Consider the following 22843-nt stretch of genomic DNA (forward strand, 5'->3'; position numbering starts at 1 on the left):
CAGGCTCTTCGGAGCACGTCCGGACCGCGCTCACCCCCGCGCGGTCAGCGCTCGGAGCGGATCGTCCAGGACGGGCTGCCAGGCCAGTTCCGCCGCGCCGACCAGGCTGTTGTGGTCGAGCGTGCACGGCAGGATGGGGACGCCGCCGCTCTGCCCCCACAGGCTGCGGTCGGCCACGACCGCGCGCAGGCGGCCGGGGTCGGCGTCGAGGAGGGTGCGGTGCAGGCCGCCGAGGATGATGCGGTCCGGGTTGAGGATGTTGACCAGGCCGGCCAGGCCCAGACCGAGACGGTCGATCAGGGCTTCGGCGGCGGCGCGGACGCCCGGGTCGTCGTAGTGGTGGCGGATCAGGTCGATGGACTGCTGGAGCAGGGACACCTCGGGGCCGGGTTCGCGCCCGGCCTGCGTGAGGAAGGCCAGCGGGTCGGTCTCGACATCGAGGCAGCCGCGGCCGCCGCAGTGGCAGGGACGGCCCTCCGGGTGCACGGTGAGGTGCCCGACCTCCAGCGCGAGGCCCGAACTGCCCCGGTGCAGGCGGCCGTCGAGGACGAGCGCGCCGCCGACACCGCGGTGACCGGTGGCCACGCACAGCAGGTCGCGAGCGCCGCGGCCGGCGCCGTGCCGGTGCTCGGCGATCGCGGCGAGGTTGACGTCGTTCGCGGCGAACGCGGGCCCGACGATTCCGGCCGCGCGCACCTGCTCGGCGAAGATGTCCCGGACCGGCGCGCCCGCGGGCCAGGCCAGATGGAGGGGGTTCAGCGCCAGACCCTCGGGTTCGGCGACGGCGGACGGTACGGCGAGACCCGCGCCCACACACCGCAGTCCGGTCTCGCGCAGCAGCTCGGCACCGGCCGCGACGACCGAGGCGAGCACCTTGGCCGGGTCGGCGTCGACGACCTCGCAGCCGGGCGCGGTGGCGACGATCCGGCCGCCCAGCCCGACCAGCGCCGCCCGGAAGCCGTCGGAGTGGACCTGCGCCGCGAGCGCGACGGGCCCGTCGTCGGCGACGGCCAGCCGGTGCGAGGGCCTGCCCTGCGAGCCGGCCGCCGCGCCGGGCCGGGCGTCGACCCGGATCAGCCCGAGCGCCTCCAGCTCGGCGGCGACCGCGCCAGCCGTCGCCCGGGTCACCCCGAGCTCGGCGGTGAGGACGGCCCGGGTCGGCGCGCGTCCGGTGTGCACGAGCTCCAGCGCCGGTCCGAGCGCTCCGCGCCCCCGGTCCAGCCGCGTCCTCGACGTGCTCCCGTCCCCCGCCTGCCGGGGGTCCGCCTTCCCGCTCATGAGGGCGAGTCTCCCATGATCCGCCCGGTGGTGGCCCGGCGTGCCCGCCGGGAGCCGGGGTGTCCGCGGAGTCCTGCCTGCCGCGACGCCCGTGGCCACCCCCCTCGTGCACACCTTCAGCGGCCACTGACCCGGAGTGTGATGTTGAGCCGGCCTGTCAGGCCCAGCCCCGGCGGTGCCGTGCCGGTGTGGACGCGGGGGACGCCGTGGTAGGCGAGGCGGGCAGGGCCTCCGAAGACGAACAGGTCGCCGCTGCGCAGTGCGACGTCGGTGTAGGGCCGCGTGCGCGTCCGCGTGTTGCCGAAGCGGAAGACGCAGGTGTCACCGAGGCTCAGCGACACCACCGGCGCGTCCGACTTCTCGTCGCTGTCGCGGTGCATGCCCATGCGGGCGCCGGCGTCATAGAAGTTGATCAGCGCGATGTCGTAGTCCGGGGCGGGTCCTCCCAGGGTGTCGCGGACCGCCCGGCGGCCCAGTTCGCCGAGCCACCGCGGGAACGGCTTCACCGGGGCGCCGTCCCCGTCGGCGACCGTGCGGGCATAGCCGTACGGGTACCAGTGCCAGCCGAGGCAGACCTGCCGGGCGGTCATGGTGCCGCCGCCCGGGGTGCGGACGGTGCGCAGGCCGGCGGGTGGCCGGGCCCACGCGCGGCAGGCGTCCAGCAGTGCCCTCTGTTGTTCCGCTTCCAGCCAGTCAGGCAGGTGGACGGCACCGGGCGCCACCTGCGTATGGGCTCTGGAGAACAGCTCGGCGTCCATGCCTTCCATGGTGCCCGACCCGTCCTGAGCTGCGGCTCGGCTAGCCTGGTCGCACGATGAACGACCGTATGACGACGCCGTGGGGCGAGCCGGCGCTGACCCGTTTCCCCGAGGACCCGCGCGACAGGCTGCGCGCCTGGGACGCCTCGGACGCATATCTGCTGCGGCATCTCGCCGAGGAGCGGGTGCCGCTGGACGGCACGGTCGTGGTCGTCGGGGACCGTTGGGGGGCACTGGTCACGGCGCTCGCGGCGCACGGGCCGGTGCAGATCACCGACTCCTACCTCGCGCAGGAGGCGACCCGCGCCAACCTCGCGCGGGCCGGGGCCGAGCCGGGCGCGGTCCGGCTGCTCACCACGCAGGACCCGCCGCCGGAGCGAGTCGACGTGCTGCTGGTGCGGGTCCCCAAGAGCCTGGCGCTGCTGGAGGACCAGTTGCTGCGTCTGGCGCCGGCCGTGCACGCGGGGACGGTCGTCGTCGGCACGGGCATGGTGAAGGAGATCCACACCTCGACGCTGCGGCTGTTCGAGCGGATCCTCGGCCCGACCCGCACCTCGCTCGCCGAGAAGAAGGCCCGGCTGATCTTCTGCACGCCTGATCCGGCGCTGGAGCGGCCCGGCAGTCCGTGGCCGTACGTCTACGCGCTGCCGGACGACATCGGCCCGGCTGCGGGCAGCACGGTCGTGAACCACGCCGGGGTCTTCTGCGCCGACCGGCTCGACATCGGGACGCGGTTCTTCCTGCGGCACCTGCCGGACGGCCGGGGCCGCCGGGTGGTGGATCTGGGGTGCGGCAACGGCGTGGTGGGCACCGCGGTGGCGCTCGCCGATCCGGACGCCGAGGTGCTGTTCGTGGACGAGTCGTTCCAGGCCGTGGCCTCGGCGGAGGCGACGTACGAGGCCAACGGCGCGCCGGGGCGTGCCGAGTTCCGGGTCGGCGACGGGCTGGCGGGCGTGCCGTCCGGCAGTGCCGACCTGGTCCTCAACAACCCGCCCTTCCACTCCCACCAGGCGACGACCGACGCCACGGCCCGGCGGATGTTCACCGGGGCGCGGCGCACGCTGCGGCCGGGCGGGGAGCTGTGGGTGGTCGGCAACCGGCACCTCGGTTACCACGTCACGCTGCGGAAGCTGTTCGGCAACAGTCAACTGGTCGCGAGCGACCCGAAGTTCGTGGTGCTGAAGGCGGTCAGGCGCTAGCGGCACCGAGGATCCGCAGGGTTCTGGCCACCGCCCGTGTCATCGCCTCCCGCGCGAGGGTCAGGTAACCGCGCGGGTCGACCGCCTCGGGCCGCTCGGCGAGGAACTCCCGGATCGCGCCGGTCAGTGCGATGTTCAGGGCGGTGCCGATGTTGACCTTGGCGATGCCGCCCGCGACGGCCGCCGTGAGTTCGCCGTCCGGTACGCCGGAGGAGCCGTGCAGGACGAGCGGGACGTCCAGTGCGGCCGACAGGCGTGTGAGCAGGGCGTGGTCGAGGGCCGCCGTGCGGGTGGTCATGGCGTGGGAGCTGCCGATGGCGACGGCCAGGGCGTCCACGCCCGCGTCGGCGACGAACGCCCGGGCCTCCTCGGGGTCGGTGCGGGCGCCGGGGGCGTGCGCGTCCAGCGGGGGGCTGCCGTTCTTTCCGCCGATCTGGCCCAACTCGGCCTCGATCCAGAGCCCGTGGGCGTGTGCCCAGTCGACCGCCGCCCGGGTCGCGGCGAGGTTCTGGGCGTAGGGGAGCCGGGCCGCGTCGTACATCACGGAGCTGAAGCCGGCGTCCGCGGCCCGGCGCAGCAGTGCGTCGCTCCGCACGTGGTCGAGGTGCAGGGCTACGGGGACGGCGGCGTGTTCGGCGGCGGCGACGGCGGCCCGGGCGAGCGGAAGCAGTTGTCCGCCGCGGAACTTGACCGCGTTCTCGCTGACCTGGAGGACGACGGGGGCGTGCGCGGACTCGGCGCCCGCGATGACGGCCTCGACGTGTTCCAGGGTGATGACGTTGAAGGAGGCGACGGCCGAGCCGGCCGCGGCGGCGCGGGTGACGAGGTCGCCGGTGGTGGTCAGGGGCACGGGGCCTCCCGGGTCAGGGCGCGAGGATCACCGAGCGGGTGAGGTGGCGCGGGCTGTCGGGGTCCAGCCCGCGGGACGCGGCGACGGCGACCGCGAGGCGCTGGACGCGGATCAGTTCGGCGAGCGGGTCGAGGCGCCCGGCGATCCACAACGCGCCGGTGCCGCGCACCTGTTCGGCCAGTCCGTCCGGCGCGTCGCCCAGCATCCAGGTCGCCGTCCCCGTCGTGCTGACGCTGATGGGGCCGTGCCGGTACTCCATGGCCGGGTAGGACTCCGCCCAGGCCAGTGCGGCCTCGCGCATCTTCAGCCCGGCCTCGTGGGCCAGACCGACGGTCCAGCCGCGCCCCAGGAAGGTGAACTGCCCACATTCCACCAGTGGTTCGGGCAGCGGTTCCGTCAGGGCCGTGCGGGCGTCGGTGACGGCCGCGTCGGGGTGGAGGCCGAGGTGGGCGCGGAGCAGGGTGAGGGCCGTGGTCGCGAACCGGGTCTGGACGACGGAGCGTTCGTCCGCGAAGTCCAGGACGGCCAGGTCGTCGGCGGCCGTCCGCACGGGTGTGTCCGGGTCGGCGGTGACCGCGGTGGTGGCGGTGCGGCCCCGCAACCGGCTCAGCAGGTCCAGGACCTCGGTCGTGGTGCCGGAGCGGGTGAGGGCGACGACCCGGTCGTAGTGGCGGCCGTGGGGGAACTCGGAGGCCGCGAACGCGTCGGTCTCGCCCTGGCCCGCGCCCTCGCGCAGGGCCGCGGCCGCCTGCGCCATGAAGTACGAGGTGCCGCAGCCGACGATCGCGACCCTCTCCCCCGGCAACGGCAGCACTTTCGCGTACCGGGCCGCCTGGGACGCGGCGCGGGCCCAGCAGGCGGGCTGGTCCGCCAGCTCGTCCTCGACATGCGTCATACCGCACCCTCCGTTCTGATTTTTCCTGCACGATATAGCCAGCTTTCGAGCATCATCAAGCATCTGGCCGGATCGGGTGCGCTAGGGTCGCCGGAAATCGAGAGAGGGAGGTCCTGATGTCGCGCGACGCCCGCTGGAAGGCACTGCTGGAACTGCTCGTGGAGCGCGGCCGGCTGGACGTCGAGGACGCGGCGGCGGAGCTCGGGGTGTCGGCGGCGACGATCCGCCGTGACCTCGACGGGCTCGCCGAGCAGCAGATGCTCGTGCGCACCCGGGGCGGGGCGGTCGTGCACGGCGTGTCCTACGAACTGCCGCTGCGCTACAAGACGGCCCGCCACGCCTCCGAGAAGCAGCGCATCGCCAAGGCGGTGGCGGATCTGGTGGCGCCGGGCGAGGCGGTCGGGCTGACCGGGGGGACGACCACGACCGAGGTGGCACGGGCCCTGGCGCTGCGCGGGGACCTGACCTCCGGATCGCCCGCCCTGACCGTCGTGACGAACGCGCTGAACATCGCCAACGAGCTGGCCGTACGGCCTCAGTTCAAGATCGTGCTGACCGGCGGGGTGGCGCGGCCCCAGACGTTCGAGCTGGTCGGGCCGCTCGCGGACGGGGTGCTCGGGCAGATCACCGTCGACGTGGCGGTGCTCGGCGTCGTCGCCTTCGACGTGACCCACGGCGCCGCGGCGCACGACGAGGCGGAGGCGGCGATCAACCGGCTGCTGTGCCAGCGGGCGGAACGGGTGGTGGTGGCCGCCGACTCCAGCAAACTCGGGCAGCGGGCGTTCGCCCGGATCTGCGCGGCCGAGGCGGTGGACACGCTGGTCACGGACACGGCGGCCGACGCGCAGACGGTGCGGCGGTTCGAGGAGGCCGGGCTGCGGGTCGTCACGGTCTGACGGTGAGGGCCCGACGGCGGCGCTCCGACAGCGCACGTCCGTCCGCGGCCCTAGGCTGGGGCTGAGGCGCCTACCGGGCAGGGAGGCCGTCATGGGCGGAGCGGCACGCGACCGGGGCGTGGCGAGCGGCCGGCGGTATGTACCGATCGCCGAGCACGGGCTGATCGGCGATCTGCGCAGTGTGGCCCTGGTGGGCACCGACGGCACGATCGACTGGTACTGCTGCCCGGCCTTCGACGCGCCGAGCGTGTTCGCCGCGATCCTGGACGCGGAGCGCGGCGGCTGCTTCGAACTGGCGGCGACCGTGCCGGCGCGGACCAAGCAGTTCTACTTCCCCGACACCAACGTCCTGATCACCCGGTTCTTCACCGAGGACGGGGTCGGCGAGGTGCAGGACTTCATGCCGGTCGGCGGCGGGCCGGCCGAGGCGGAGCGGCACCGGCTGATCCGGCGGGTGGTGTGCGTGCGGGGCTCGATCCCCTTCCGAACGCGCGTGGCGCCCCGGTTCGACTACGGCTCCCTGCCGCACACCCTCCGGCTGAGCGGGGACACGGCGGTGTTCGAGACGGAGGGGATGGCGCTCGCGCTGACCGCGACGGTGCCGCTGGAGGCCGACGGCCCGGACGTGCGCGGCGAGTTCAAACTCTCCGAGGGCGAGCCGGCGGTGTTCGCGCTGGACAAGGTCGGCGGCGATGTGGCGCCCCGGAGGTGCGCGCGCACGGAGGCCGAGGAGCAGTTCGAGGCGACGGTGGCGTACTGGCGGCACTGGCTGGCGGCGTCCCGGTACAAGGGCCGCTGGCGGGAGATGGTGCACCGCTCGGCCCTGACGCTGAAGCTGCTCACCTACGCGCCGACCGGGGCGATCGTGGCCGCGCCGACGACGAGCCTGCCCGAGGAACTCGGCGGCGAACGCAACTGGGACTACCGGTACGTGTGGGTGCGGGACGCGGCGTTCTGCGTCTACGCCCTGCTGCGGCTGGGCTTCAGCGGCGAGGCCGAGGCCTTCATGGACTTCGTGACCCGGCACATCAGCCCGGGCGACGGCAAGCACTCCGGCCCGCTGCAGATCATGTACGGCATCGACGGCCGCGCCGAGCTGCCCGAGCGCGCCCTGGACCACCTGGAGGGCCACCACGGCTCCGCGCCGGTGCGGGTCGGCAACGCGGCGGCCGATCAGCTCCAGCTCGACATCTACGGCGCGCTGATCGACTCGATCTACCTGTACGACAAGTGGGCCAAGCCCATCTCCAGCGGTCAGTGGGACGACGTGTGCGCGCTGGTGGACTGGGTGTGCCTGCACTGGGACCAGCCCGACGAGGGGATCTGGGAGACGCGGGGCGGGCGCAAGAACTTCCTGTACTCGCGGTTGATGTGCTGGGTGGCGATCGAGCGGGCCATCCGGATGGCCAACCGGCGCGGCCTGCCCGCGGACCTGCCGAGCTGGCGGGAGTGCCGCGACACGATCTACCGGCGGATCATGAGCCGGGGCTGGTGCGCGCGGCGCGAGGCCTTCGTCCAGCACGAGGACGGTGACGTGCTGGACGCCGCCGTGCTGATGATGCCGCTGACGAAGTTCATCGCCCCGACCGATCCGAAGTGGCTGTCGACGCTGGACGTGCTCACCGAGGAGCTGGTGTCCGACTCCCTGGTCTACCGCTACGACCCTCGGTCGAGCCCGGACGGGCTGCGCGGCGACGAGGGCACGTTCTCCATCTGCTCGTTCTGGTACGTCGAGGCGATGGTGCACGCCGGCCGGATCGACGAGGCGCGCCTGGCCTTCGAGAAGATGCTGACGTACGCCAACCATCTCGGTCTGTACGCCGAGGAGATCAGCCACACCGGGGAGCAGCAGGGCAACTTCCCGCAGGCGTTCACCCACCTGGCGCTGATCAGCGCGGCGTTCAACCTGGACCGTGCGCTGGGCTGACGCTCAGTGCCCGTGGCCGTCCTCCGCATGCCCCCTGGGGGGGTGCCGGGTGCGGCCACCGCTTCCCCGGCGCGGACCTGGCCGCCTCCGGCCTGCTCACCCCCGATGATCGCGGGCCCGGCTCTCGTCGGTCTTCGTGGTCGGCAACTCGCTGCGGCTGCGGGCCTTCCGGGCCGCGGACCGAGACGTCGGCGGATCAGCGGAGGCGCCACACGCTCAGTGTCCCTGCTCACCGCCGGTGGCCGTCCGCCGTCCGGGCACTCGGGAGGTACCGGCCCGCAGGGGCGCCGAGCGTGCGCCGGGCGTGAGCCGGTACCGTGCTGGGGAAGGCCACTGCGGGGAGAAGCACATGACCGATCCGACGACGACAGACGCGGACGCCCCCCGTCCGCTCCGAAACGCCCGGGACTTCACGGAGGGACGGGACCGGCTCCTGGGCGCCGTGTTCGGCGATCTCAGGGCCGTGGACGGCGCGTTGTACGCGGCGGTGGCCGCCACCCCCACGCCGACCCTGGACCGGACACTGCGCCACCTGTCGCACGCGGCCGATCACTCCAAGATCTCGTTCGCCATCGCCGCCGCCCTGGCGCTGGCCGGAAAGCGGCCGCGCAGGGCCGCCCTCGTCGGCGTCGGCGCGATCGCCGTGGCATCGGCTTCCGCCAATCTGCTCGGCAAGCGCCTGGTGCGCCGGGCGCGGCCCGACCGCGAGGCAGCCCGGGTGACGGTGGACCGGCACGTCAAGATGCCCACCTCGGCGTCGTTCCCGTCCGGGCACACGGCGTCGGCGGTCGCGTTCGCCACCGCCGTGGGCGTGGTCCTCCCTCCCGCCGCGGTACCGCTCGGGGCGCTGGCGAGCGCCGTCGGCTACTCCCGTGTGCACACCGGCGTGCACTACCCGGGCGATGTGGCGGCGGGCGCGGTCCTCGGGATCGCGAGCGCCGCTGCGGCGCTGGCGGCGGCAGCGGCCACTCCATCGGCGCGGACACAGGCCCTCCTCACGGCGGCTGGTTCATGGCCGCGGATCAGCGTCGTCGGCGCCCTGCGCGGGTGACGCGCGGCCGGGCCGGGGGAAGGGGGCTCAACCCCCGCGCCCGGCCCGGCTGTACTGACGAACGCGTACGCGGCTCGGGCGGCCCGGTGCGCACCGGGCCGCCCGCCCAGGTGCTGGAGCCGGACCCGCTGGTCCGCGTCCGGCGGGAGTAGCACCCGCGGCCCGTCGGCGGGGCGGCACCGGTCCTCGTGGCGGTGGCGAGGGCCCTGGGGCGCACCAGCGGCCCCTGGACGGAGTTTCGTTTGAGCCCCCTCAAGCCCTCCCTCAAGGCGCTCTGCCGCTACATCCCCTGGTGCGGCGGCGTCGTTCCGGGCAGCGCGTACTCGTCACGCCGGCCGCACATGCCGAAGCCGCCGAGCCGGGTGGGCGCGGCCTCGTGGGCGGTGGCCTCGCCCAGGTAGGCGGGATCGCCGGCGGCCAGGGCGTCGAGCTGGGCGCCGGTGCGTTCCGCGGTGGCCAGGGCGCCCTCGCGCCACAGGGCCTGCCAGGTGGGCACCTTGTCGCGCACGATCCGGGCGGCGGCGTGCTGGAACTCCAGGTACGGGCCGTTGTCGCCGGCGACGAGGGCTTCACGCAGGACGAGGTAGCCCTCGACGGCTAGGTCCCTGCGGCGCCGGGCGGCGGCGGCCGTCTCCGGTCCGGTGCCGGGCGGCAGTGACGCGGCGGCGGCGTACCGGCCGGGGTCGGCGAGCACCTCGGGCGGGAAGGTGAACACGGCGTCCCCGGCCTCGGGCAGACCGCTGTTCTGCATCAGCACGGTGATGCGCAGATCGCCGCCCTGGACCATGCGGTGCACGGTGCCCGGTGTGAACCAGGCGAGGGAGCCGGCTTCGAGGGGGATGTCCCGGTAGCCGTCGGGGCTCAGCGTCTGCACCGCTCCCCGGCCGCCGGTGACGACGTACGCCTCGGTGCACACCAGGTGCAGGTGCGGGCTGCCGCCGCAGACCCCGTCGGCGGCCTCCCAGTCGTAGGCGCTGAGGTGGGAGAGGCCGATCGCGCCGGGCAGCGGGTGCGCAAGGCCCGCCGGCTCGGCTTCGCTCACCACGGCAGGTCCTTCAGATGCGCGCCGACCCGGTCGCGGTCCCAGGCGCCGTCGGCGACGACGAGGCGGTACCGGTAGGCGAAGGACTCCCCCGGCGGCAGCTCGAACTCCTCGAAGAACGCCCAGGAGAACGCGACCGTCGGGAACGGCTCGGAGCGGACGAACCAGTGCGACGCGTGGACGGCGGACGTCTCGTCGAGGTTCTCCGGCGCGTGCGCGAAGACCAGGGTGGAGTGGCCGTCGACGTCGTCGTGCTCGGTGGTGAAGGCGAGCCAGGGCCCCTGGGTGCCCATCAGTGTGCCCGCGTCGCCGTCGGTGTCCGGGGCGAAGACCGCGCCGCCGGTGAAGTCGCGCGGGCCGCGCCACTGGAGTCCGGTGTATCCGGCCATCTCACGGCCCGCGGTGGTCGGGGAGCCGAAGGCGAGAGGTTCCGAACGGGTGTTGGTGAGTCGGATCGACCAGTCCAGGGCCCAGGAACCGGCCTCCTCGTCCACCGAGTGGACGGTCAGCCCGCGGACCTCGCGCGCCCACTCCTCGCCGCCGTGTTCGATCCAGGTGAGGTGTTCGGTGAGGGCGAGGCGGTCGTCCTCGACGGTGAGGGCCGCGAAGCCGTCGTGCCGCATCGAGCCGACACGCTCGGGCAGGGGGAGGTAGCCCTCGCCGTGGACGTAGCAGTTGCCGCCCCAGAAGTTCTGGCCGGACAGATGGCTCGCGGTCATCTGCAGACCCTTGTGCCAGCGGTGGTCGTTCGGGCGGTAGCCGGTGACCGTGCGGCCGGAGAGCGTGCGCACCGGGTGGGCGTAGGGCTTGCGGGACTCGAAGGGATCCGGGTCGGGGCGGTAGACGTAGCGGAGGATCTCCGTGCCGTTCGCCGCCGTGACGGCGATGTTCTCGCCGTACGTGTGGGTGACGCGGATGGTCATGCGCGCTCCTTGGGGGCCCAGTCGGGGTACTCGCCGTGCATGGCCTCGTAGAAGGGGTCTCCGGGCACGATCTCCCCCGCGTGCACCGGCCGGCCGGTGAACGCCGCCTTGTACAGGGCGGCGGCGAACTCCAGGGTGGCGCGGGCGTCGCGGCCGCTGCCCGGGGGCCTGGTGCCGGTGTCATAGGCGTCGAGGAGTGCGCCCAGCTGGGCGGTGTGCGAGCTGGGCACGTCGCTTACGGGGGTGCGCCAGGCGGTGGCCCGCTCGGAGGCGACGTGCGGGGCCGGGGTGTAGGTCCAGCTGTCGTTGCCGTGGCCGTACAGGTGGGTGAGCTCGACCGTGGCGTCCGCGCAGTCGACCCGGATGCGGCTCACCTCGTCCGGGGACAGCACGCTGTTGACGACGGTGGCGAGGGCGCCGCTACGGAAACGCACCAGGGCGGTGGAGACGTCCTCGCTCTCGGTGTCGTGGACCAGACGGGCCGCCATCGCGCGGATCTCCTCCCACTCCCCGAGCAGGTGCAGCATCAGGTCGTACTGGTGGATGCCGTGGCCCATGGTCGGGCCGCCGCCCTCGCTGGCCCACTTCCCGCGCCACGGCACCGCGTAGTACGCGGCGTCCCGGTGCCAGGTGGTCTGGCAGTGCGCGACCAGCGGGGCTCCCAGCTCGCCGCTCGTGATCAGCTCGCGGGCGTGCACGGCGCCGGATCCGTAGCGGTGCTGGAAGACGACCGCCGCGTACGCGCCGGAGGCCTCCTCGGCGGCGGCGATCTCGTCGTACTCGGCGAGCGACAGGGTGAGGGGCTTCTCGCACAGCACCCAGGCGCCCGCCTTCAGCGCGGCCACCGTCTGGTCGCGGTGCAGGGAGGGTGGGGTGCCGATGAGGACCAGGTCGGGGCGTTCGGCGTCCAGCATCGCGTCCGTCGAGGTGTATCCGGCGACCTGGTCACCGGCCAGCTCACGGAAGGCGCCGAGCCGTTCCTGGTCCACGTCGACGGCGGCCACCAGTTCCACCCGGTCGGAGTGGGCCCGCAGCGCGGGCAGATGACTCCCGGCGACGATGGCTCCGGTGCCGACGACGGCCACGCGGCGGCGGGTGGGGGACAAGGACATGCGGCGCTCCTCGGACGGCCGGCGGACACACGCTGGGAAAGCGCTTGCACTCGGTAGGGACCCTAGGCGGGAGAGAATGTCTGGACAACCCCCTGCGACGACCTGCACAAGGTCTGCCCGCGCATCGCCCCAGCTCGGGACAGAGATGCGGATGGTTGTCCCCGCCATGGAAACGGTGTTCTCCGCGTCGTCGCCGGGCCCGACCGCCCCCGGGGCGATCGGATGACAGGCCGTCCCCGCCGTCGTGTCGCACCGCGTCTTCCGCAGGTCCCGGCCGACAGCCCGGCCACCGTCGCGGGACGTCGGCCGCGGCATCCGAGGGGCCGTCGGCCGCGCCGCGCGGTTGTGACCACGACGACCGGCCCTGATGGTCACCGCCCGCGGGAGGTGACCATCAGGGCCGGTCCGGTCGAGTCAGGACTCGACGATCTTGCGTACGTTCTCCACGGAACCACAGCCGGCCTTCAGCTGACGCTCGCGCTCCTGCGCGAACGCCCGGCCCAGCTCCTCCCGGCGCTCCATCGCCACGTTCTCCCGCGCGCCGTTGAGGATGGTGCGCTCTTCCTCGTCGGCGTGGTGGGTGACGGCTTCGACGAGCTCCTCGAGCTTCGAATCCCACTCCTCGGAGCCGACCTCGTCGACCTCGAGGAGCTCCAGGAGGGCCTCGTTACCCTCGTCGTGCTCGTGCTCGCCGTGCTCGACCTCTTCGTCGTCGATGTTCTTGTACCGCTTGAGCGCCGGGTAGACCTTGGATTCCTCGGCCTGCGCGTGCGCGATCAGCAGATCCGCGAATTCCCGCAACGCACCGGCCCGGTCGGCTTCGACGCTCCGCATCTGGCGGAAGAGGTCTTCCATACGCCGGTGGTCCTGAAGAATGAGTTCTACGACGTCTCGTGTGTCGGCCATGGAACAGGAACGCCTTTCCTCGAAGACATACGGGTCACTTTCGTTTACCCCATTCCTGATGTTCTGTTCGCCTCGGGTGATGGCCTGTCGGCCTACCAGCGATACCAGCGGCCCTTTCGGCCACCACTGTCCGCGGTGCGCAGCACGAAGCCGAGCAGCCACAGGACCAGCACGATCACCGCGATCCACCACAGGGCCTTCAGGGCGAAGCCCGCACCGAAGAGGACCAGGGCCAGCAGCAGGACGAGAAGCAGGGGAACCATAGTTATCAACCTCCGTCCCTCTGATGCCCTGGCTTTAGGCGAACACGCAGTCGCATTTCCGTGTTTCTTCACCCGGATGAGGGGCACCTGGGTCGCTTTTGCCCGGGCGCCGAAAGTGAGGCGGCCGGGTTTCATGGGAACTTGCCCTCGGGAAAGGGGGTTGTCCGCAACTCCCCGGGTGATCGGAGCGCCGGCCGACGCCGGTGTACTGCGCCAACGCCCGCGGCGACGGCTTCGTCCCCCGGCCACCAGCGCATCGAGGTCTTCCACGCCGGCGCCGGCCGTACCCAGAGCTGGCTGCGCGATCCCTACGCCTACGGGGAGGCGTCCGTGCTGCTGCCCGGACAGCACACCGGGCTGCTCCCGGTCATTGCCGTGCGGGAGGGGCCCTTGCACTTCGCCGGTGACCACAGGTCCGTCACGCCGGCCTGGATCGAGGGAGCCCTGGAGTCCGCCGTGCGGGCCGCGCTGGAGATCCACACCTTGCAAGGGGCGCTGAACCGTCACACCCGCGACGGCCCCGGCGCTCCGGCACCGGGGCCGTTCGCTCGCCGTGGTGCGGACGAACCACCACGCGGGCGCCGTTACCGCAATGACCAAAACCTCGGTTGGTCCCGCAAGCGAGACAGCGCGTCCATGCCGCGTGCACCATGTGGCCCACGCCCCCTCCCCCACAGGGCGTGAACTACCCGCATCGACGAACCGACAGGTGGTGGCACTCGTGCGCCTGCGTACCCCCCTCGCCCTGCTCGGGGCCGCCGTGCTCGTGCTCGTCGGACCGCCGCTGCTCACCACCGGCAGCGGCTCCGAGACCGGCACACACATCCCGGGCCTGCGCTTCATGGTCCCCAACACGCCGGGCGGCGGCTACGACATCACGGCCCGCACGGCCGCGAAGAACGCCGAGGACGCCGGACTGACCCACAACGTCGAGGTGTTCAACCTGCCGGGCGCCGGCGGCACGGTCGGCCTGAGCCGGCTGGTGAGCGAGCACGGCAACGGCACGCTCGCCATGTCGATGGGCCTCGGGGTCGTGGGCGCCGTCCGTTCCAACGACGCGCCGAAGACGCTCGCCGACACCACACCGATCGCCCGGCTCACCGAGGAGCAGGACGTGGTCGTGGTCGGCAAGGACTCCCCGTACAAGACGATCGACGACCTGATCGGCGCCTGGCAGGAGGACCCGGGCAAGCTGCCGGTGGGCGGCGGCTCCTCCCCCGGCGGGCCCGACCACCTCGCGCCGATGCTGATGGCCCGGGCCGCCGGCATGTCGCCGAAGCAGGTCAACTACATCCCCTTCGACGGCGGCGGCGAACTGCTCGCCTCGATCCTCGGCAGCAAGGTCGCCTTCGGTGTCTCCGGCGTCGGCGAATACCTGGACCAGATCAAGGCGGGCGAGCTGCGCCTCCTCGCGGTCACCGGCCCGGAACGCGTGGAGGGCCTGGACGCACCCACGCTGAAGGAGGCGGGGTACGACGTGAACTTCACCAACTGGCGCGGCATCGTCGCCCCGCCCGGTCTCAACGACGCCGAGCGCGGCAAGCTCGTGAAACTGGTCGAGGAACTCCACGACTCGGACGAGTGGCGCAGGTCCCTGGAGCACAACGGCTGGGACGACGCCTTCCTCGCCGGTGCGGAGTTCGGCGCGTTCCTCGACGCCGAGGACAAGCGCGTGGTGTCGGTGCTGAAGGAGCTGGGACTGTGACAACGCGGACCGACCATGCCCCCGCCGGGAACGGTGGCGAACGACGCTCCTGGCTGTGCGAGCACTCCGAACTCGGCGTGTGCGTCCTGCTGCTGGCGCTGGGCCTGCTCGTCCTGACGGACTCGCTCACCATGGACGTCGACATCGCCCAGCGCGGGCCGGTGGGCCCGAAGACCGTGCCGGTCGTGGTCGGCGCCGGTCTGCTGGTCATCGCCGCGCTGCTCGCCGTGGACGTACTGCGCGGCGGCCGGGGCCAGGCCGAGGGAGGCGAGGACGTGGACCTGTCCGAGCCCGCCGACTGGCGCACCGTGCTGCTGCTCGCCGGGGTGTTCCTCGGCGCGGCCGTCCTCATCCAGCCGGCCGGCTTCCCCGTCGCGGGTGCGCTGCTGTTCTGGGGTGTGGCGTTCGCGCTGGGCAGTCGCCGGACCGACCGTGATCCGCTCATCGCGGCAGGGCTCTCCCTCGTCACCTACACCGTGTTCGACAACCTGCTCGGAGTGCCCCTGCCCGGCGGCCCCCTGATGGGAGTGCTGTGACATGAACGCCTTCGCCTCCCTCATGAACGCCTTCGCCTCCCTCATGGACGGCTTCGGTACGGCCCTCACACCGGGCAACCTGCTGTGGGCCGCGATCGGCGTCCCGCTCGGCACGGCGATCGGCGTGCTGCCCGGCAGGCCCGGCGATGGCGGTGGCGCTGCTGCTGCCGGTGAACCACGGACTCGACCCGACCCGCGCGTTCATCATGTTCGCGGGCATCTCCTTAACGTCGCGCGTGCGGGTCGCTGGTCACCCCGCTCACATCGCGCGTACGGGCCGTTCACCCCGCTCCGGGGGCGCACCGGTCAGCCCGTCCGCCCGGTCGACAGCAGCCCCCTGCCCAGCCAGTCGGAGGAGTCCCGCACACCGGGCAGGGCGAAGAAGTAGCCGCCGCCGGTGGGGGAGATGTAGTCGACGAGGGGCTCGTCGATCAGCCGGGTCTGGGTGGCCTCGAACTGGCGGTGCGCGTCCTGCTGGTAGCAGCAGAAGATCAGTCCCATGTCGAGGTCGCCGACGCTGTCGATGCCCCGGTCGTAGTTGTAACCACGCCGTAGAAGCCGGGAGTCGTCGCTCTTCGCCGTGCGCGGGTTGGCGAGCCGGATGTGCGCGTCGAGCGGGATCGCCGTGCCGTGCGGGTCCTTGGCGTAGTTCGGGCTGTCCGTCTCCTCGGCGCCGTCCAGCGGGGCGCCGGTGTCCTTGCGCCGGCCGAACATCAGCTCCTGCTCGGACAGCGAGACCCGGTCCCAGAACTCCACGAGCATCCGGATGATCCGCACGACCTGATAGCTGCCCCCGACCGCCCAGGCGGGCTCGCCCTGCCCCTGTCCGACCCACACCAGACGGTCCATCTCGCGGGCCGACGCCACGTCCGGGTTGGCGATGCCGTCCTTGAAGCCCAGCAGATTGCGCGGGGCACCGCTGGGCCGGGGCGTGTTCTGGAAGCCGTCGACGCGCCACCGGATCTGCAGGGCGCCCCGCGTGTGCTTGGCGATGTCGCGCAGGGCGTGCAGCACGGTGTCCTGCCGGGACGCGCAGATCTGCAGGGACAGGTCACCGTGGCACTCGGCGGGGTTCAGGTTGTCGTTGGGGAAGGTCCGCATGGGCGTGAGCCGGCGCGGTTTGGCCCGGGCGAGTCCGTAGCGGTCGTCGAAGAGGGAGGCGCCGAGACCCACGGTGACGGTGAGCGCGTCGGCCGGGACGACCGGGCCGAGAAGGCCGTTGTCCGAGGGCGGGGCGCCGACGCCGAGGTCCACCGGTGTGCCGCCGGAGGTGAGGAAGCGGGCCCGCTCGGTGAGGCTCCGCAGCAGATCGGCCAGTTCGGCGCGGTCGTCGGCGATGACGTCGAAGGAGACGAAGGCGGCGGCCGCCTGGGCGGGGGTGAGGATCCCCGCCTGGTGGGTTCCGTGGAAGGCCACCCGTTCGGCGCTCTGCCGCCCGGCCGCCCGGGCCGTGCCGCTGCCGCTCTCGGCGACTGCGAGCCCGCCCCCGGCCAGGACTGCTCCGGCGGCTCCGGCGCCCAGGGCCGTCTTCACGAAGGAGCGGCGGCCGGTGTGGGCGGGGCAGCCCGGCGGCGGCGTGTCGGCGGACGGCATGGGGGCGTTCCCTTCGGTGTCTTCTGCGCGCTGGTCCCGACGCCGGGCGCTCATGCGGACCTCCTGATCTCGAGCAGGTCCGGCACCGGCGCGAGGTCTTCGAGGAGTTGCCCCGCGGCCCCGTCGATCCGGGCCTTCACGGCCGGGTCGAGCCGGTCGACGGGGGTCCACCCGGCCCCGTGGTGCCCGGAGTCGAGCAGCCTCCGCAGTCGCGTGCTGTCCGCGTCGACGGTGGGAAGCAGCTTCGGGGCACGCGAGGTGAGCAACGGCCCCAGCACGGTGAGCAGTTCGCGGGTACCGGCCAGGTCGGCCCCGGCGGTGGCCAGCCCGGTGCCGCTGCCCTGGTCGGTGTCGCCGGTCAGCTCGAACTGGAGGGTGTTCTCCAGGATCTCGTGGGCGCGCAGGGGCAGGTCGGAGGGGTCGAAGTCCTGGTGCGGGAAGGCCTTCCGCAACCCGGCGGCGTCGTCGGCCAACCGCTGGGCCACGTCCTTGAGCCCGGCCGCGGACTCCCCGTGCCACAGTCCGTACTCGATCCGGTGGAAGCCGGTGAAGTCCTTGTCGTGGACGCCGGCCGGCAGCCCGTCGGGCCGTCCGTCGATCTTCCGGTCGAAGTCCTCGAAGGTGCCGTAGGCGGCGCCGAGGGAGGCGTAGGTACGGTGGGCGGTCAGCCAGTCGGCGCGGGCGGTGTCCAGGTGCCCGGCGCGAATGTCGTCGCTGAGTCTCCCGGTGCGGGTGACGAGCGCGGCCAGTCCCCGGTTCGCGTACGCCTTGTACGCCTTGAGCGGTGCGGCGAGGTCCTGTGCGGAGACGGGGGCGACGGCGTGGGCGCGGGCGGCGCCGTCGACCCGGACCGCCTTCGAGGTGACGGCCCTGCCGTCGGCCGGCACACAGCGCCAGGCGTACGTTCCGCCCGCCACGGTGGCGACGAGGTCCCGGGTGGTGCCGGGGGCCAGGCCCTCGATCTCGCCGTAGACAGCGTTCGAGGACGGGTCGATCAGATACACCTCGGACGTCTGAGTCCCTGTGTTGTGCATCCGGAAGTCCTGCCGCCCCGGCTTTGGCGCGGTGAAGCCCTGGCCGCAGGCCGTCTCGGAGACGGCGACGGTCTCCCCGGCGTCGGGTTCGGGGTCTGCCAGTGCGACGACGAGCCCGGCCAGGAGGGCGGGAACGGCGACGACAGCGACGGGCAGGAGCCGCCGGGTACGGGTCGGAGCGGGGCCGGTGGGCCGGTCGGCCGACGCGTCGACGTGCCCTCGGCTCCGGTCTTCCGGCGTTCCCCGCCCACCCCGCCCACCCCGTCCTCCCCGCACGAACAGCGCCATCACCACGGCGAGATAACCGGCGTACCCGGCCACCTGGAGCCAGGTCATCGCCGGCGTCAGATTGAGCACGCCTTGGAGCAGGGCGCCGTACCAGGAGCCGGCGTCGACACTGCCGCTCAGGTCGAAGGCGTACGCCGTCCCACCGGGCAGGACCGCGCCCTCCTGGAGGTCGCGCAACCCGTAACCGAGGACGCCCGCGGCGATGACGACGAGGACGGCGCCGGTGACGGTGAAGAAGCGGGTGAGGTCGATGCGCAGGACCCGTCGGTAGAGCCCCCAGCACAGGAGGGCCGCGAGGACGAGCCCGGCACCCGCGCCGGTCAGGGGGCCGGCCGACTCGTGGGCCGCGCGGGCCGTGGTCCACAGGAACAGGGCGGTCTCCAGGCCCTCACGCCCCACCGCGAGGAAGGAGGTGAGGACCAGGACACCGGCGCCCATGGTCAGTGCCTCGGTGACCTTCCCCTTGAGCTCGCTCGCCAGGCTGCGGGCGGATCGCCGCATCCAGAAGACCATCGCGGTGACGAACGCGACGGCGACGATGCTCAGTGCGCCGCCGAACGCCTCCTGCGCGGTGGTGGGCAGGGAGGCGGCCGTGAAGGTGAGGACCGCACCGAAGCTCATCGAGAGCGCGATCGCGGCCAGCACGCCGGTCCACACCTGCGGCAGCCTCGATCTGGCTCCGGCCCGCACGAGGGTGGCGACCAGCACGGAGACGACGAGCCCGGCTTCCAGTCCTTCCCTCAGCCCGATCAGGAAACTCGGAAACGCGTCGTCCCACATGTACCGCGGCCCTCCCGACCCGATGCCCCGACGCACTCCAACCGAGTTAGCCAAGGCATGCCTTACCGACGCCGACCATCATGGACCCGGCTCTCTGGGCATCCGGTCATGGATGCCTCATGGCCTGGCAAAAGGTCCCGGCGAGGGTCAACGGCCCGGAACGGTCACGGAGTCGGCCGGCTCTTCTCGACCGAAGACCTCCGCGGTGTGCTCGCCGGAGGCCGGTGGCGGCAGCCGGGCACTCCCCCGCAGCCCCTGGTCCCGCGGCGCTGCTGAGCCGGTGTTGCGCAGGCGTGCCGGTGTGCCGGTCGGCGTGATGGACAGGCCGCCTGCCGAGACTCCGCCGCGCCCCCGCACCCGGCACCGTGACGATGCCGGGCAGTCCCGAGCCTGGACGCCACGCTCCAGCTCCACGTCCGCCTCCGAGTGTCCACGTCCGCCTCCGAGTGATCGTCGCCGCGTGTGTCCGACTTCCGCGCGTCACCCTCTCACCGTCCCGCCTATTGACGCGTCAATGACAACGATGGCTTGATGAGGTGGGAGCGCTCCCACCTCATCAAGGGAAGGGACCACCATGCGCAGAACCCCCCACTCGTCCCCGCGCTTACGACTCATGTCCGTTCTCGGGCTCCTGGCCGCCCTGTTCCTCCCGCCGGGCATGGCGTCCGCATCGCACGCGGCGACCTCGAAAGCGGCGGACCCCGTGCGCGTCATGCCGCTGGGTGATTCGATCACCGGCTCGCCGGGCTGCTGGCGCGCCGTGCTGTGGAACCGGCTGGTGAGCAGCGGATACAAGGACATCGACTTCGTCGGCACCCTCCCCCCGCAGGGCTGCGGACAGGCACACGACGGTGACAACGAGGGACACGGCGGCGAACTGGTCACCACCGTTGCCGACCAGAACCTGCTTCCCGGCAGGCTGGCCTCCACGCGGCCGGACATCGTTGTCATGCACTTCGGCACGAACGACGTCTGGAGCGGCATCTCCCCCGACCGCATCCTCGCCGCCTACACCAAGCTCGTGGCGCAGATGAGGGCCTCCGATCCGGACACGCGGATCCTCGTGGCCCAGCTCATCCCCATGAACCCGAGCAGTTGCGGGGCCTGCGCGCAACGCGTCGTCGACTTCAACGCGCGCATTCCCGGCTGGGCCCGGGCGACCGGCACCGACCGCTCCCCCGTCACCGTGGTCGACCAGTGGACCGGCTTCAGCACGGCCACCGACACCTACGACGGCGTGCACCCCAACGCCTCCGGCGACAACAAGATCGCCGCCCGCTGGTTCCCGGCCCTGGCCGCGGTCCTCGACGCCGGCACCCCGCAGGACCCGGGCGATCCGGGTGACCCGGGCGAGGAACCGGCCGCCTGCACCGCGCGCTTCCGGGCCGTCTCCTCCTGGCAGGGCGGCTATCAGGGCGAGGTGACGGTGACCAACACGTCGGCCTCCACCGTCTCGGGCTGGACCGCGACCGTCGCACCGGCGAACGGAGCGCGACTCACCCAGGTCTGGAACGGCACCCACACCACGGCCGCGGACGGCACCGCCACCGTCGCGAACGCGACCTGGAACGGCGCGCTCGCCCCCGGCGCGAGCGCCACGTTCGGCTTCGTCGCCACCGCCCCGGCGACGGCGGGCACCCCGGCGGCGACTGTCACCTGCACCGCGAAGGCACCGGCGGGATGACAGCCGTGCCGGGATCCACGGACGCCCATGGCCGACGGCGCCGAGCCGCCGGCGACCCGCGGGCGCGGGCTCGCGATGGCGGCCTCCAGGACGTCCCGGCCACGGGCCCGCGCCGACCGGGCCCCGACAGCAGCAACACCCCGTTCAGACCGCAGCGTGACTGACCACACGCCCCGCCCGACCCCACCCCACGGGCCCGCGCGGACCGGCCCCCGACAGCACCAGCACCCCCTTCACCACCACAGCGTGACCGCCCACACACCCCACCCGACCCCCACCCCACGGGCCCGCGCGGACCGGCCCCCGACAGCACCAACACCCCCTTCAGCACCACAGCGTGACTGACCACACACCCCACCCGACCCCCACCCCACGGGCCCGCGCCGACCGGCCCCCGACAGCACCAACACCCCCTTCAGCACCACAGCGTGACCGCCCACACGCCCCACCCGACCCCCACCTCTGGAGCCGTCATGAGACTCCGCCCCACGCTCACCACTCCACGCCCGGCCACCGTGGCCGCCGCCCTTCTGGGCCTCTTCCTGTCCTTCCTCGTGCTCACGCCGCCGGCCCAGGCCGCCCCCACCGGCTTCCGGGTCCAGAACGGCCGGCTGCTGGAGGCGAACGGGAACGACTTCGTGATGCGTGGCGTCAACCACGCCCACACCTGGTATCCGGACCGGATCAGCTCCCTGGCCCACATCAAGGCCAAAGGCGCCAACACCGTCCGTGTGGTCCTCTCCAGCGGAGACCGCTGGACGCGCAACGACGCCGCCGACGTGGCGAACGTGGTCTCCCAGTGCAAGCAGAACCGGCTGATCTGCGTCCTGGAGGTGCACGACACCACGGGTTACGGCGAGCAGAGCGGAGCCGTCACGCTCTCCCGCGCCGCCGACTACTGGATCAGCGTGCAGAGCGCGTTGACCGGCCAGGAGGACTACGTCATCGTCAACATCGGCAACGAGCCGCACGGCAACACCGGCTACACGGCCTGGACGGCCGACACCAAGGGCGCCATCCAGAAGCTGCGCAACGCCGGGTTCGACCACACGATCATGGTCGACGCCCCCAACTGGGGCCAGGACTGGGCGTTCACGATGCGCGACAACGCCGCCTCGGTCTTCGCCGCCGACCCGGACGCCAACACGGTCTTCTCGATCCACATGTACGGCGTCTTCGACACCGCCGCCGAGATCACCGCCTATCTGGACCGCTTCGTCACGGCCCGGCTCCCCATCGTGGTCGGCGAGTTCGGTCACGACCACTCGGACGGCAACCCCGACGAGGACACCATCCTGGCCGTGACCCGGCAGCTCCGCCTCGGCTACCTCGGCTGGTCGTGGAGCGGCAACAGCAGCGAGGTCGGCTACCTGGACATGGTCACGAACTTCGACCCGGGCCAGCTCACCTCCTGGGGCCGGCGCCTCTTCAACGGCGCGAACGGCATCGCCGCCACCGCCAAAGAGGCCGCGGTCTACGGGTCCGGCGGCGGCGACACCACACCCCCGACGGCCCCCGGCACCCCGATCGCCTCCGGGGTGACCTCCTCGTCCGCCACCCTGACCTGGGCCGCCGCCTCCGACGCGACCGGCGTCACCGGCTACGACGTCGTGCGGATCAGCGGCGGCGGCGAGTCGGCCGTCACGAGCACCACGAGGACCACCGCCAGCCTCACCGGCCTGTCCCCCGCCACCTCCCACACCTTCGCCGTCTACGCCCGCGACGCCGCCGGCAACCGCTCGCCCCGCTCGGGCACGGTGACGGTCACGACCTCCCCCGGCGGCTCACCTGCGGCCTGCGGTGTCGGCTACCGGGTGACGGGCAGTTGGTCCGGCGGCTTCCAGGGCGAGATCGTCCTGCGCAACACCGGCACGTCGGCGATCAACGGCTGGACGCTGCGCTGGACCTTCCCGGACAGTCAGCGCATCACCAACCTGTGGGGCGGTACGGCGACCCAGAGCGGCTCCGAGGTGAGCGTCGCGGCCGCCTCCTACACCGCGACGATCCCCGCGTCCGGCTCGGTCACTCTCGGCTTCACGGCCACCCGTTCGACCGTGAACCCCAGCCCGACGGCCTTCACCCTCAACGGCGCGAACTGTTCGGTGAGCTGAGCGCACCCGCGT

Annotated in this window: 19 protein-coding genes and 2 pseudogenes; 10 read left to right on the forward strand and 11 right to left on the reverse strand. The window is 72.8% G+C overall.

Going from position 1 to position 22843, the window contains the following annotated elements; genetic code table 11:
- Nucleotides 1–30 precede the first annotated feature (30 nt).
- The gene (locus ABTX62_RS11970) at nucleotides 31–1278 is read right to left on the reverse strand and encodes an ROK family protein (RefSeq protein WP_352116037.1); all 1248 of its coding nucleotides are present in this window, start codon (nucleotides 1276–1278) and stop codon (nucleotides 31–33) included.
- A 116-nt stretch (nucleotides 1279–1394) separates the two neighbouring features.
- Nucleotides 1395–2036: an alpha-ketoglutarate-dependent dioxygenase AlkB family protein gene (locus ABTX62_RS11975; RefSeq protein WP_352116038.1), complete on the reverse strand. Its 642-nt coding sequence runs from the start codon at nucleotides 2034–2036 to the stop codon at nucleotides 1395–1397.
- 68 nt (nucleotides 2037–2104) lie between these two features.
- Here ABTX62_RS11975 and ABTX62_RS11980 point away from each other — a divergent pair, with 68 nt between their 5' ends.
- Nucleotides 2105–3235 (forward strand): methyltransferase, encoded by a 1131-nt coding sequence (locus tag ABTX62_RS11980; RefSeq protein WP_352116120.1) that lies wholly within the window; start codon nucleotides 2105–2107, stop codon nucleotides 3233–3235.
- Here ABTX62_RS11980 and ABTX62_RS11985 read toward each other — a convergent pair.
- Nucleotides 3225–4085, reverse strand: coding sequence for a class II fructose-bisphosphate aldolase (locus ABTX62_RS11985; RefSeq protein WP_352116039.1), 861 nt, complete (start codon nucleotides 4083–4085; stop codon nucleotides 3225–3227). The genes ABTX62_RS11980 and ABTX62_RS11985 overlap by 11 nt on opposite strands.
- 13 nt (nucleotides 4086–4098) lie before the next feature.
- On the reverse strand, nucleotides 4099–4980 hold the full coding sequence (locus ABTX62_RS11990) for an SIS domain-containing protein (RefSeq protein WP_352116040.1): 882 nt from the start codon (nucleotides 4978–4980) through the stop codon (nucleotides 4099–4101).
- Between the two features lie 116 nt (nucleotides 4981–5096).
- Here ABTX62_RS11990 and ABTX62_RS11995 point away from each other — a divergent pair, with 116 nt between their 5' ends.
- The 3 genes from ABTX62_RS11995 (at nucleotide 5097) to ABTX62_RS12005 (ending at nucleotide 8854) form a co-directional block, all read left to right on the forward strand.
- The gene (locus tag ABTX62_RS11995; protein ID WP_352116041.1) at nucleotides 5097–5876 is read left to right on the forward strand and encodes a DeoR/GlpR family DNA-binding transcription regulator; all 780 of its coding nucleotides are present in this window, start codon (nucleotides 5097–5099) and stop codon (nucleotides 5874–5876) included.
- 91 nt (nucleotides 5877–5967) lie between these two features.
- Nucleotides 5968–7803 carry a glycoside hydrolase family 15 protein gene (locus ABTX62_RS12000; RefSeq protein ID WP_352116042.1) on the forward strand — a complete coding sequence of 612 codons (1836 nt, stop codon included), beginning with the start codon at nucleotides 5968–5970 and terminating at the stop codon, nucleotides 7801–7803.
- A gap of 349 nt (nucleotides 7804–8152) precedes the next feature.
- Entirely contained in the window at nucleotides 8153–8854 is a 702-nt protein-coding gene (locus ABTX62_RS12005) for a phosphatase PAP2 family protein (protein ID WP_352116043.1), read from the forward strand.
- A gap of 280 nt (nucleotides 8855–9134) precedes the next feature.
- Here ABTX62_RS12005 and ABTX62_RS12010 read toward each other — a convergent pair whose 3' ends face one another.
- The 5 genes from ABTX62_RS12010 to ABTX62_RS12030 form a co-directional block, all read right to left on the reverse strand.
- Entirely contained in the window at nucleotides 9135–9899 is a 765-nt protein-coding gene (locus ABTX62_RS12010; protein WP_352116044.1) for a cupin domain-containing protein, read from the reverse strand.
- Entirely contained in the window at nucleotides 9893–10819 is a 927-nt protein-coding gene (locus ABTX62_RS12015) for a DUF6807 domain-containing protein (RefSeq protein WP_352116045.1), read from the reverse strand. The genes ABTX62_RS12010 and ABTX62_RS12015 overlap by 7 nt, the downstream gene beginning before the upstream one ends.
- A complete protein-coding gene (locus ABTX62_RS12020) occupies nucleotides 10816–11931 on the reverse strand; it encodes a Gfo/Idh/MocA family protein (RefSeq protein WP_352116046.1) in 1116 nt (371 codons plus the stop codon). The genes ABTX62_RS12015 and ABTX62_RS12020 overlap by 4 nt, the downstream gene beginning before the upstream one ends.
- Nucleotides 11932–12345: 414 nt before the next feature.
- Nucleotides 12346–12837, reverse strand: a complete 492-nt coding sequence (locus tag ABTX62_RS12025; RefSeq protein WP_352116047.1) for a hemerythrin domain-containing protein — start codon at nucleotides 12835–12837, stop codon at nucleotides 12346–12348.
- 92 nt (nucleotides 12838–12929) lie between these two features.
- Complete coding sequence (locus tag ABTX62_RS12030) at nucleotides 12930–13100, reverse strand: DUF5670 family protein (RefSeq protein ID WP_184567467.1); 171 nt, start codon at nucleotides 13098–13100, stop codon at nucleotides 12930–12932.
- A gap of 249 nt (nucleotides 13101–13349) precedes the next feature.
- On the opposite strand from ABTX62_RS12030, the pseudogene ABTX62_RS12035 reads away from it, so the two are divergent.
- From ABTX62_RS12035 to ABTX62_RS12050, 4 genes and pseudogenes are all read left to right on the forward strand, one after another.
- Nucleotides 13350–13583: pseudogene (locus tag ABTX62_RS12035) on the forward strand (FAD-dependent oxidoreductase); the annotation flags it as partial.
- Between the two features lie 238 nt (nucleotides 13584–13821).
- Entirely contained in the window at nucleotides 13822–14805 is a 984-nt protein-coding gene (locus ABTX62_RS12040; RefSeq protein ID WP_352116048.1) for a Bug family tripartite tricarboxylate transporter substrate binding protein, read from the forward strand.
- Nucleotides 14802–15341 carry a tripartite tricarboxylate transporter TctB family protein gene (locus tag ABTX62_RS12045; RefSeq protein WP_352116049.1) on the forward strand — a complete coding sequence of 180 codons (540 nt, stop codon included), beginning with the start codon at nucleotides 14802–14804 and terminating at the stop codon, nucleotides 15339–15341. The genes ABTX62_RS12040 and ABTX62_RS12045 overlap by 4 nt, the downstream gene beginning before the upstream one ends.
- Nucleotides 15342–15363: 22 nt before the next feature.
- Nucleotides 15364–15562: pseudogene (locus ABTX62_RS12050) on the forward strand (tripartite tricarboxylate transporter permease); the annotation flags it as partial.
- Between the two features lie 85 nt (nucleotides 15563–15647).
- On the opposite strand, the gene efeB reads toward ABTX62_RS12050, so the two are convergent.
- Together efeB and efeU are read right to left on the reverse strand one after the other, a co-directional pair.
- Complete coding sequence (gene efeB, locus ABTX62_RS12055; RefSeq protein WP_352116121.1) at nucleotides 15648–16934, reverse strand: iron uptake transporter deferrochelatase/peroxidase subunit; 1287 nt, start codon at nucleotides 16932–16934, stop codon at nucleotides 15648–15650.
- 50 nt (nucleotides 16935–16984) lie between these two features.
- A complete protein-coding gene (efeU, locus tag ABTX62_RS12060) occupies nucleotides 16985–19036 on the reverse strand; it encodes an iron uptake transporter permease EfeU (protein WP_352116050.1) in 2052 nt (683 codons plus the stop codon).
- Between the two features lie 574 nt (nucleotides 19037–19610).
- Here efeU and ABTX62_RS12065 point away from each other — a divergent pair.
- Both ABTX62_RS12065 and ABTX62_RS12070 read left to right on the forward strand, forming a co-directional pair.
- The gene (locus tag ABTX62_RS12065; RefSeq protein ID WP_352116051.1) at nucleotides 19611–20720 is read left to right on the forward strand and encodes a GDSL-type esterase/lipase family protein; all 1110 of its coding nucleotides are present in this window, start codon (nucleotides 19611–19613) and stop codon (nucleotides 20718–20720) included.
- A 473-nt stretch (nucleotides 20721–21193) separates the two neighbouring features.
- Nucleotides 21194–22831, forward strand: a complete 1638-nt coding sequence (locus ABTX62_RS12070) for a cellulase family glycosylhydrolase (protein ID WP_352116052.1) — start codon at nucleotides 21194–21196, stop codon at nucleotides 22829–22831.
- Nucleotides 22832–22843 lie beyond the last annotated feature (12 nt).

The sequence above is a fragment of the Streptomyces sp. NPDC096046 genome (genome assembly GCF_040303285.1).
In the GTDB taxonomy this organism is placed as follows: domain Bacteria; phylum Actinomycetota; class Actinomycetes; order Streptomycetales; family Streptomycetaceae; genus Streptomyces.

Bases quoted from the DNA above. Each gene is read 5' to 3' on its own strand.
- ABTX62_RS11970 (WP_352116037.1), bottom strand. From the start codon at position 1,278: ATGAGCGGGAAGGCGGACCCCCGGCAGGCGGGGGACGGGAGCACGTCG.
- ABTX62_RS11975 (WP_352116038.1), bottom strand. From the start codon at position 2,036: ATGGACGCCGAGCTGTTCTCCAGAGCCCATACGCAGGTGGCGCCCGGT.
- ABTX62_RS11980 (WP_352116120.1), top strand. From the start codon at position 2,105: ATGACGACGCCGTGGGGCGAGCCGGCGCTGACCCGTTTCCCCGAGGAC.
- ABTX62_RS11990 (WP_352116040.1), bottom strand. From the start codon at position 4,980: ATGACGCATGTCGAGGACGAGCTGGCGGACCAGCCCGCCTGCTGGGCC.
- ABTX62_RS11995 (WP_352116041.1), top strand. From the start codon at position 5,097: ATGTCGCGCGACGCCCGCTGGAAGGCACTGCTGGAACTGCTCGTGGAG.
- ABTX62_RS12000 (WP_352116042.1), top strand. From the start codon at position 5,968: ATGGGCGGAGCGGCACGCGACCGGGGCGTGGCGAGCGGCCGGCGGTAT.
- ABTX62_RS12005 (WP_352116043.1), top strand. From the start codon at position 8,153: ATGACCGATCCGACGACGACAGACGCGGACGCCCCCCGTCCGCTCCGA.
- ABTX62_RS12015 (WP_352116045.1), bottom strand. From the start codon at position 10,819: ATGACCATCCGCGTCACCCACACGTACGGCGAGAACATCGCCGTCACG.
- ABTX62_RS12020 (WP_352116046.1), bottom strand. From the start codon at position 11,931: ATGTCCTTGTCCCCCACCCGCCGCCGCGTGGCCGTCGTCGGCACCGGA.
- ABTX62_RS12025 (WP_352116047.1), bottom strand. From the start codon at position 12,837: ATGGCCGACACACGAGACGTCGTAGAACTCATTCTTCAGGACCACCGG.
- ABTX62_RS12030 (WP_184567467.1), bottom strand. From the start codon at position 13,100: ATGGTTCCCCTGCTTCTCGTCCTGCTGCTGGCCCTGGTCCTCTTCGGT.
- efeB (WP_352116121.1), bottom strand. From the start codon at position 16,934: ATGCCGTCCGCCGACACGCCGCCGCCGGGCTGCCCCGCCCACACCGGC.
- efeU (WP_352116050.1), bottom strand. From the start codon at position 19,036: ATGTGGGACGACGCGTTTCCGAGTTTCCTGATCGGGCTGAGGGAAGGA.
- ABTX62_RS12065 (WP_352116051.1), top strand. From the start codon at position 19,611: ATGCGCAGAACCCCCCACTCGTCCCCGCGCTTACGACTCATGTCCGTT.
- ABTX62_RS12070 (WP_352116052.1), top strand. From the start codon at position 21,194: ATGAGACTCCGCCCCACGCTCACCACTCCACGCCCGGCCACCGTGGCC.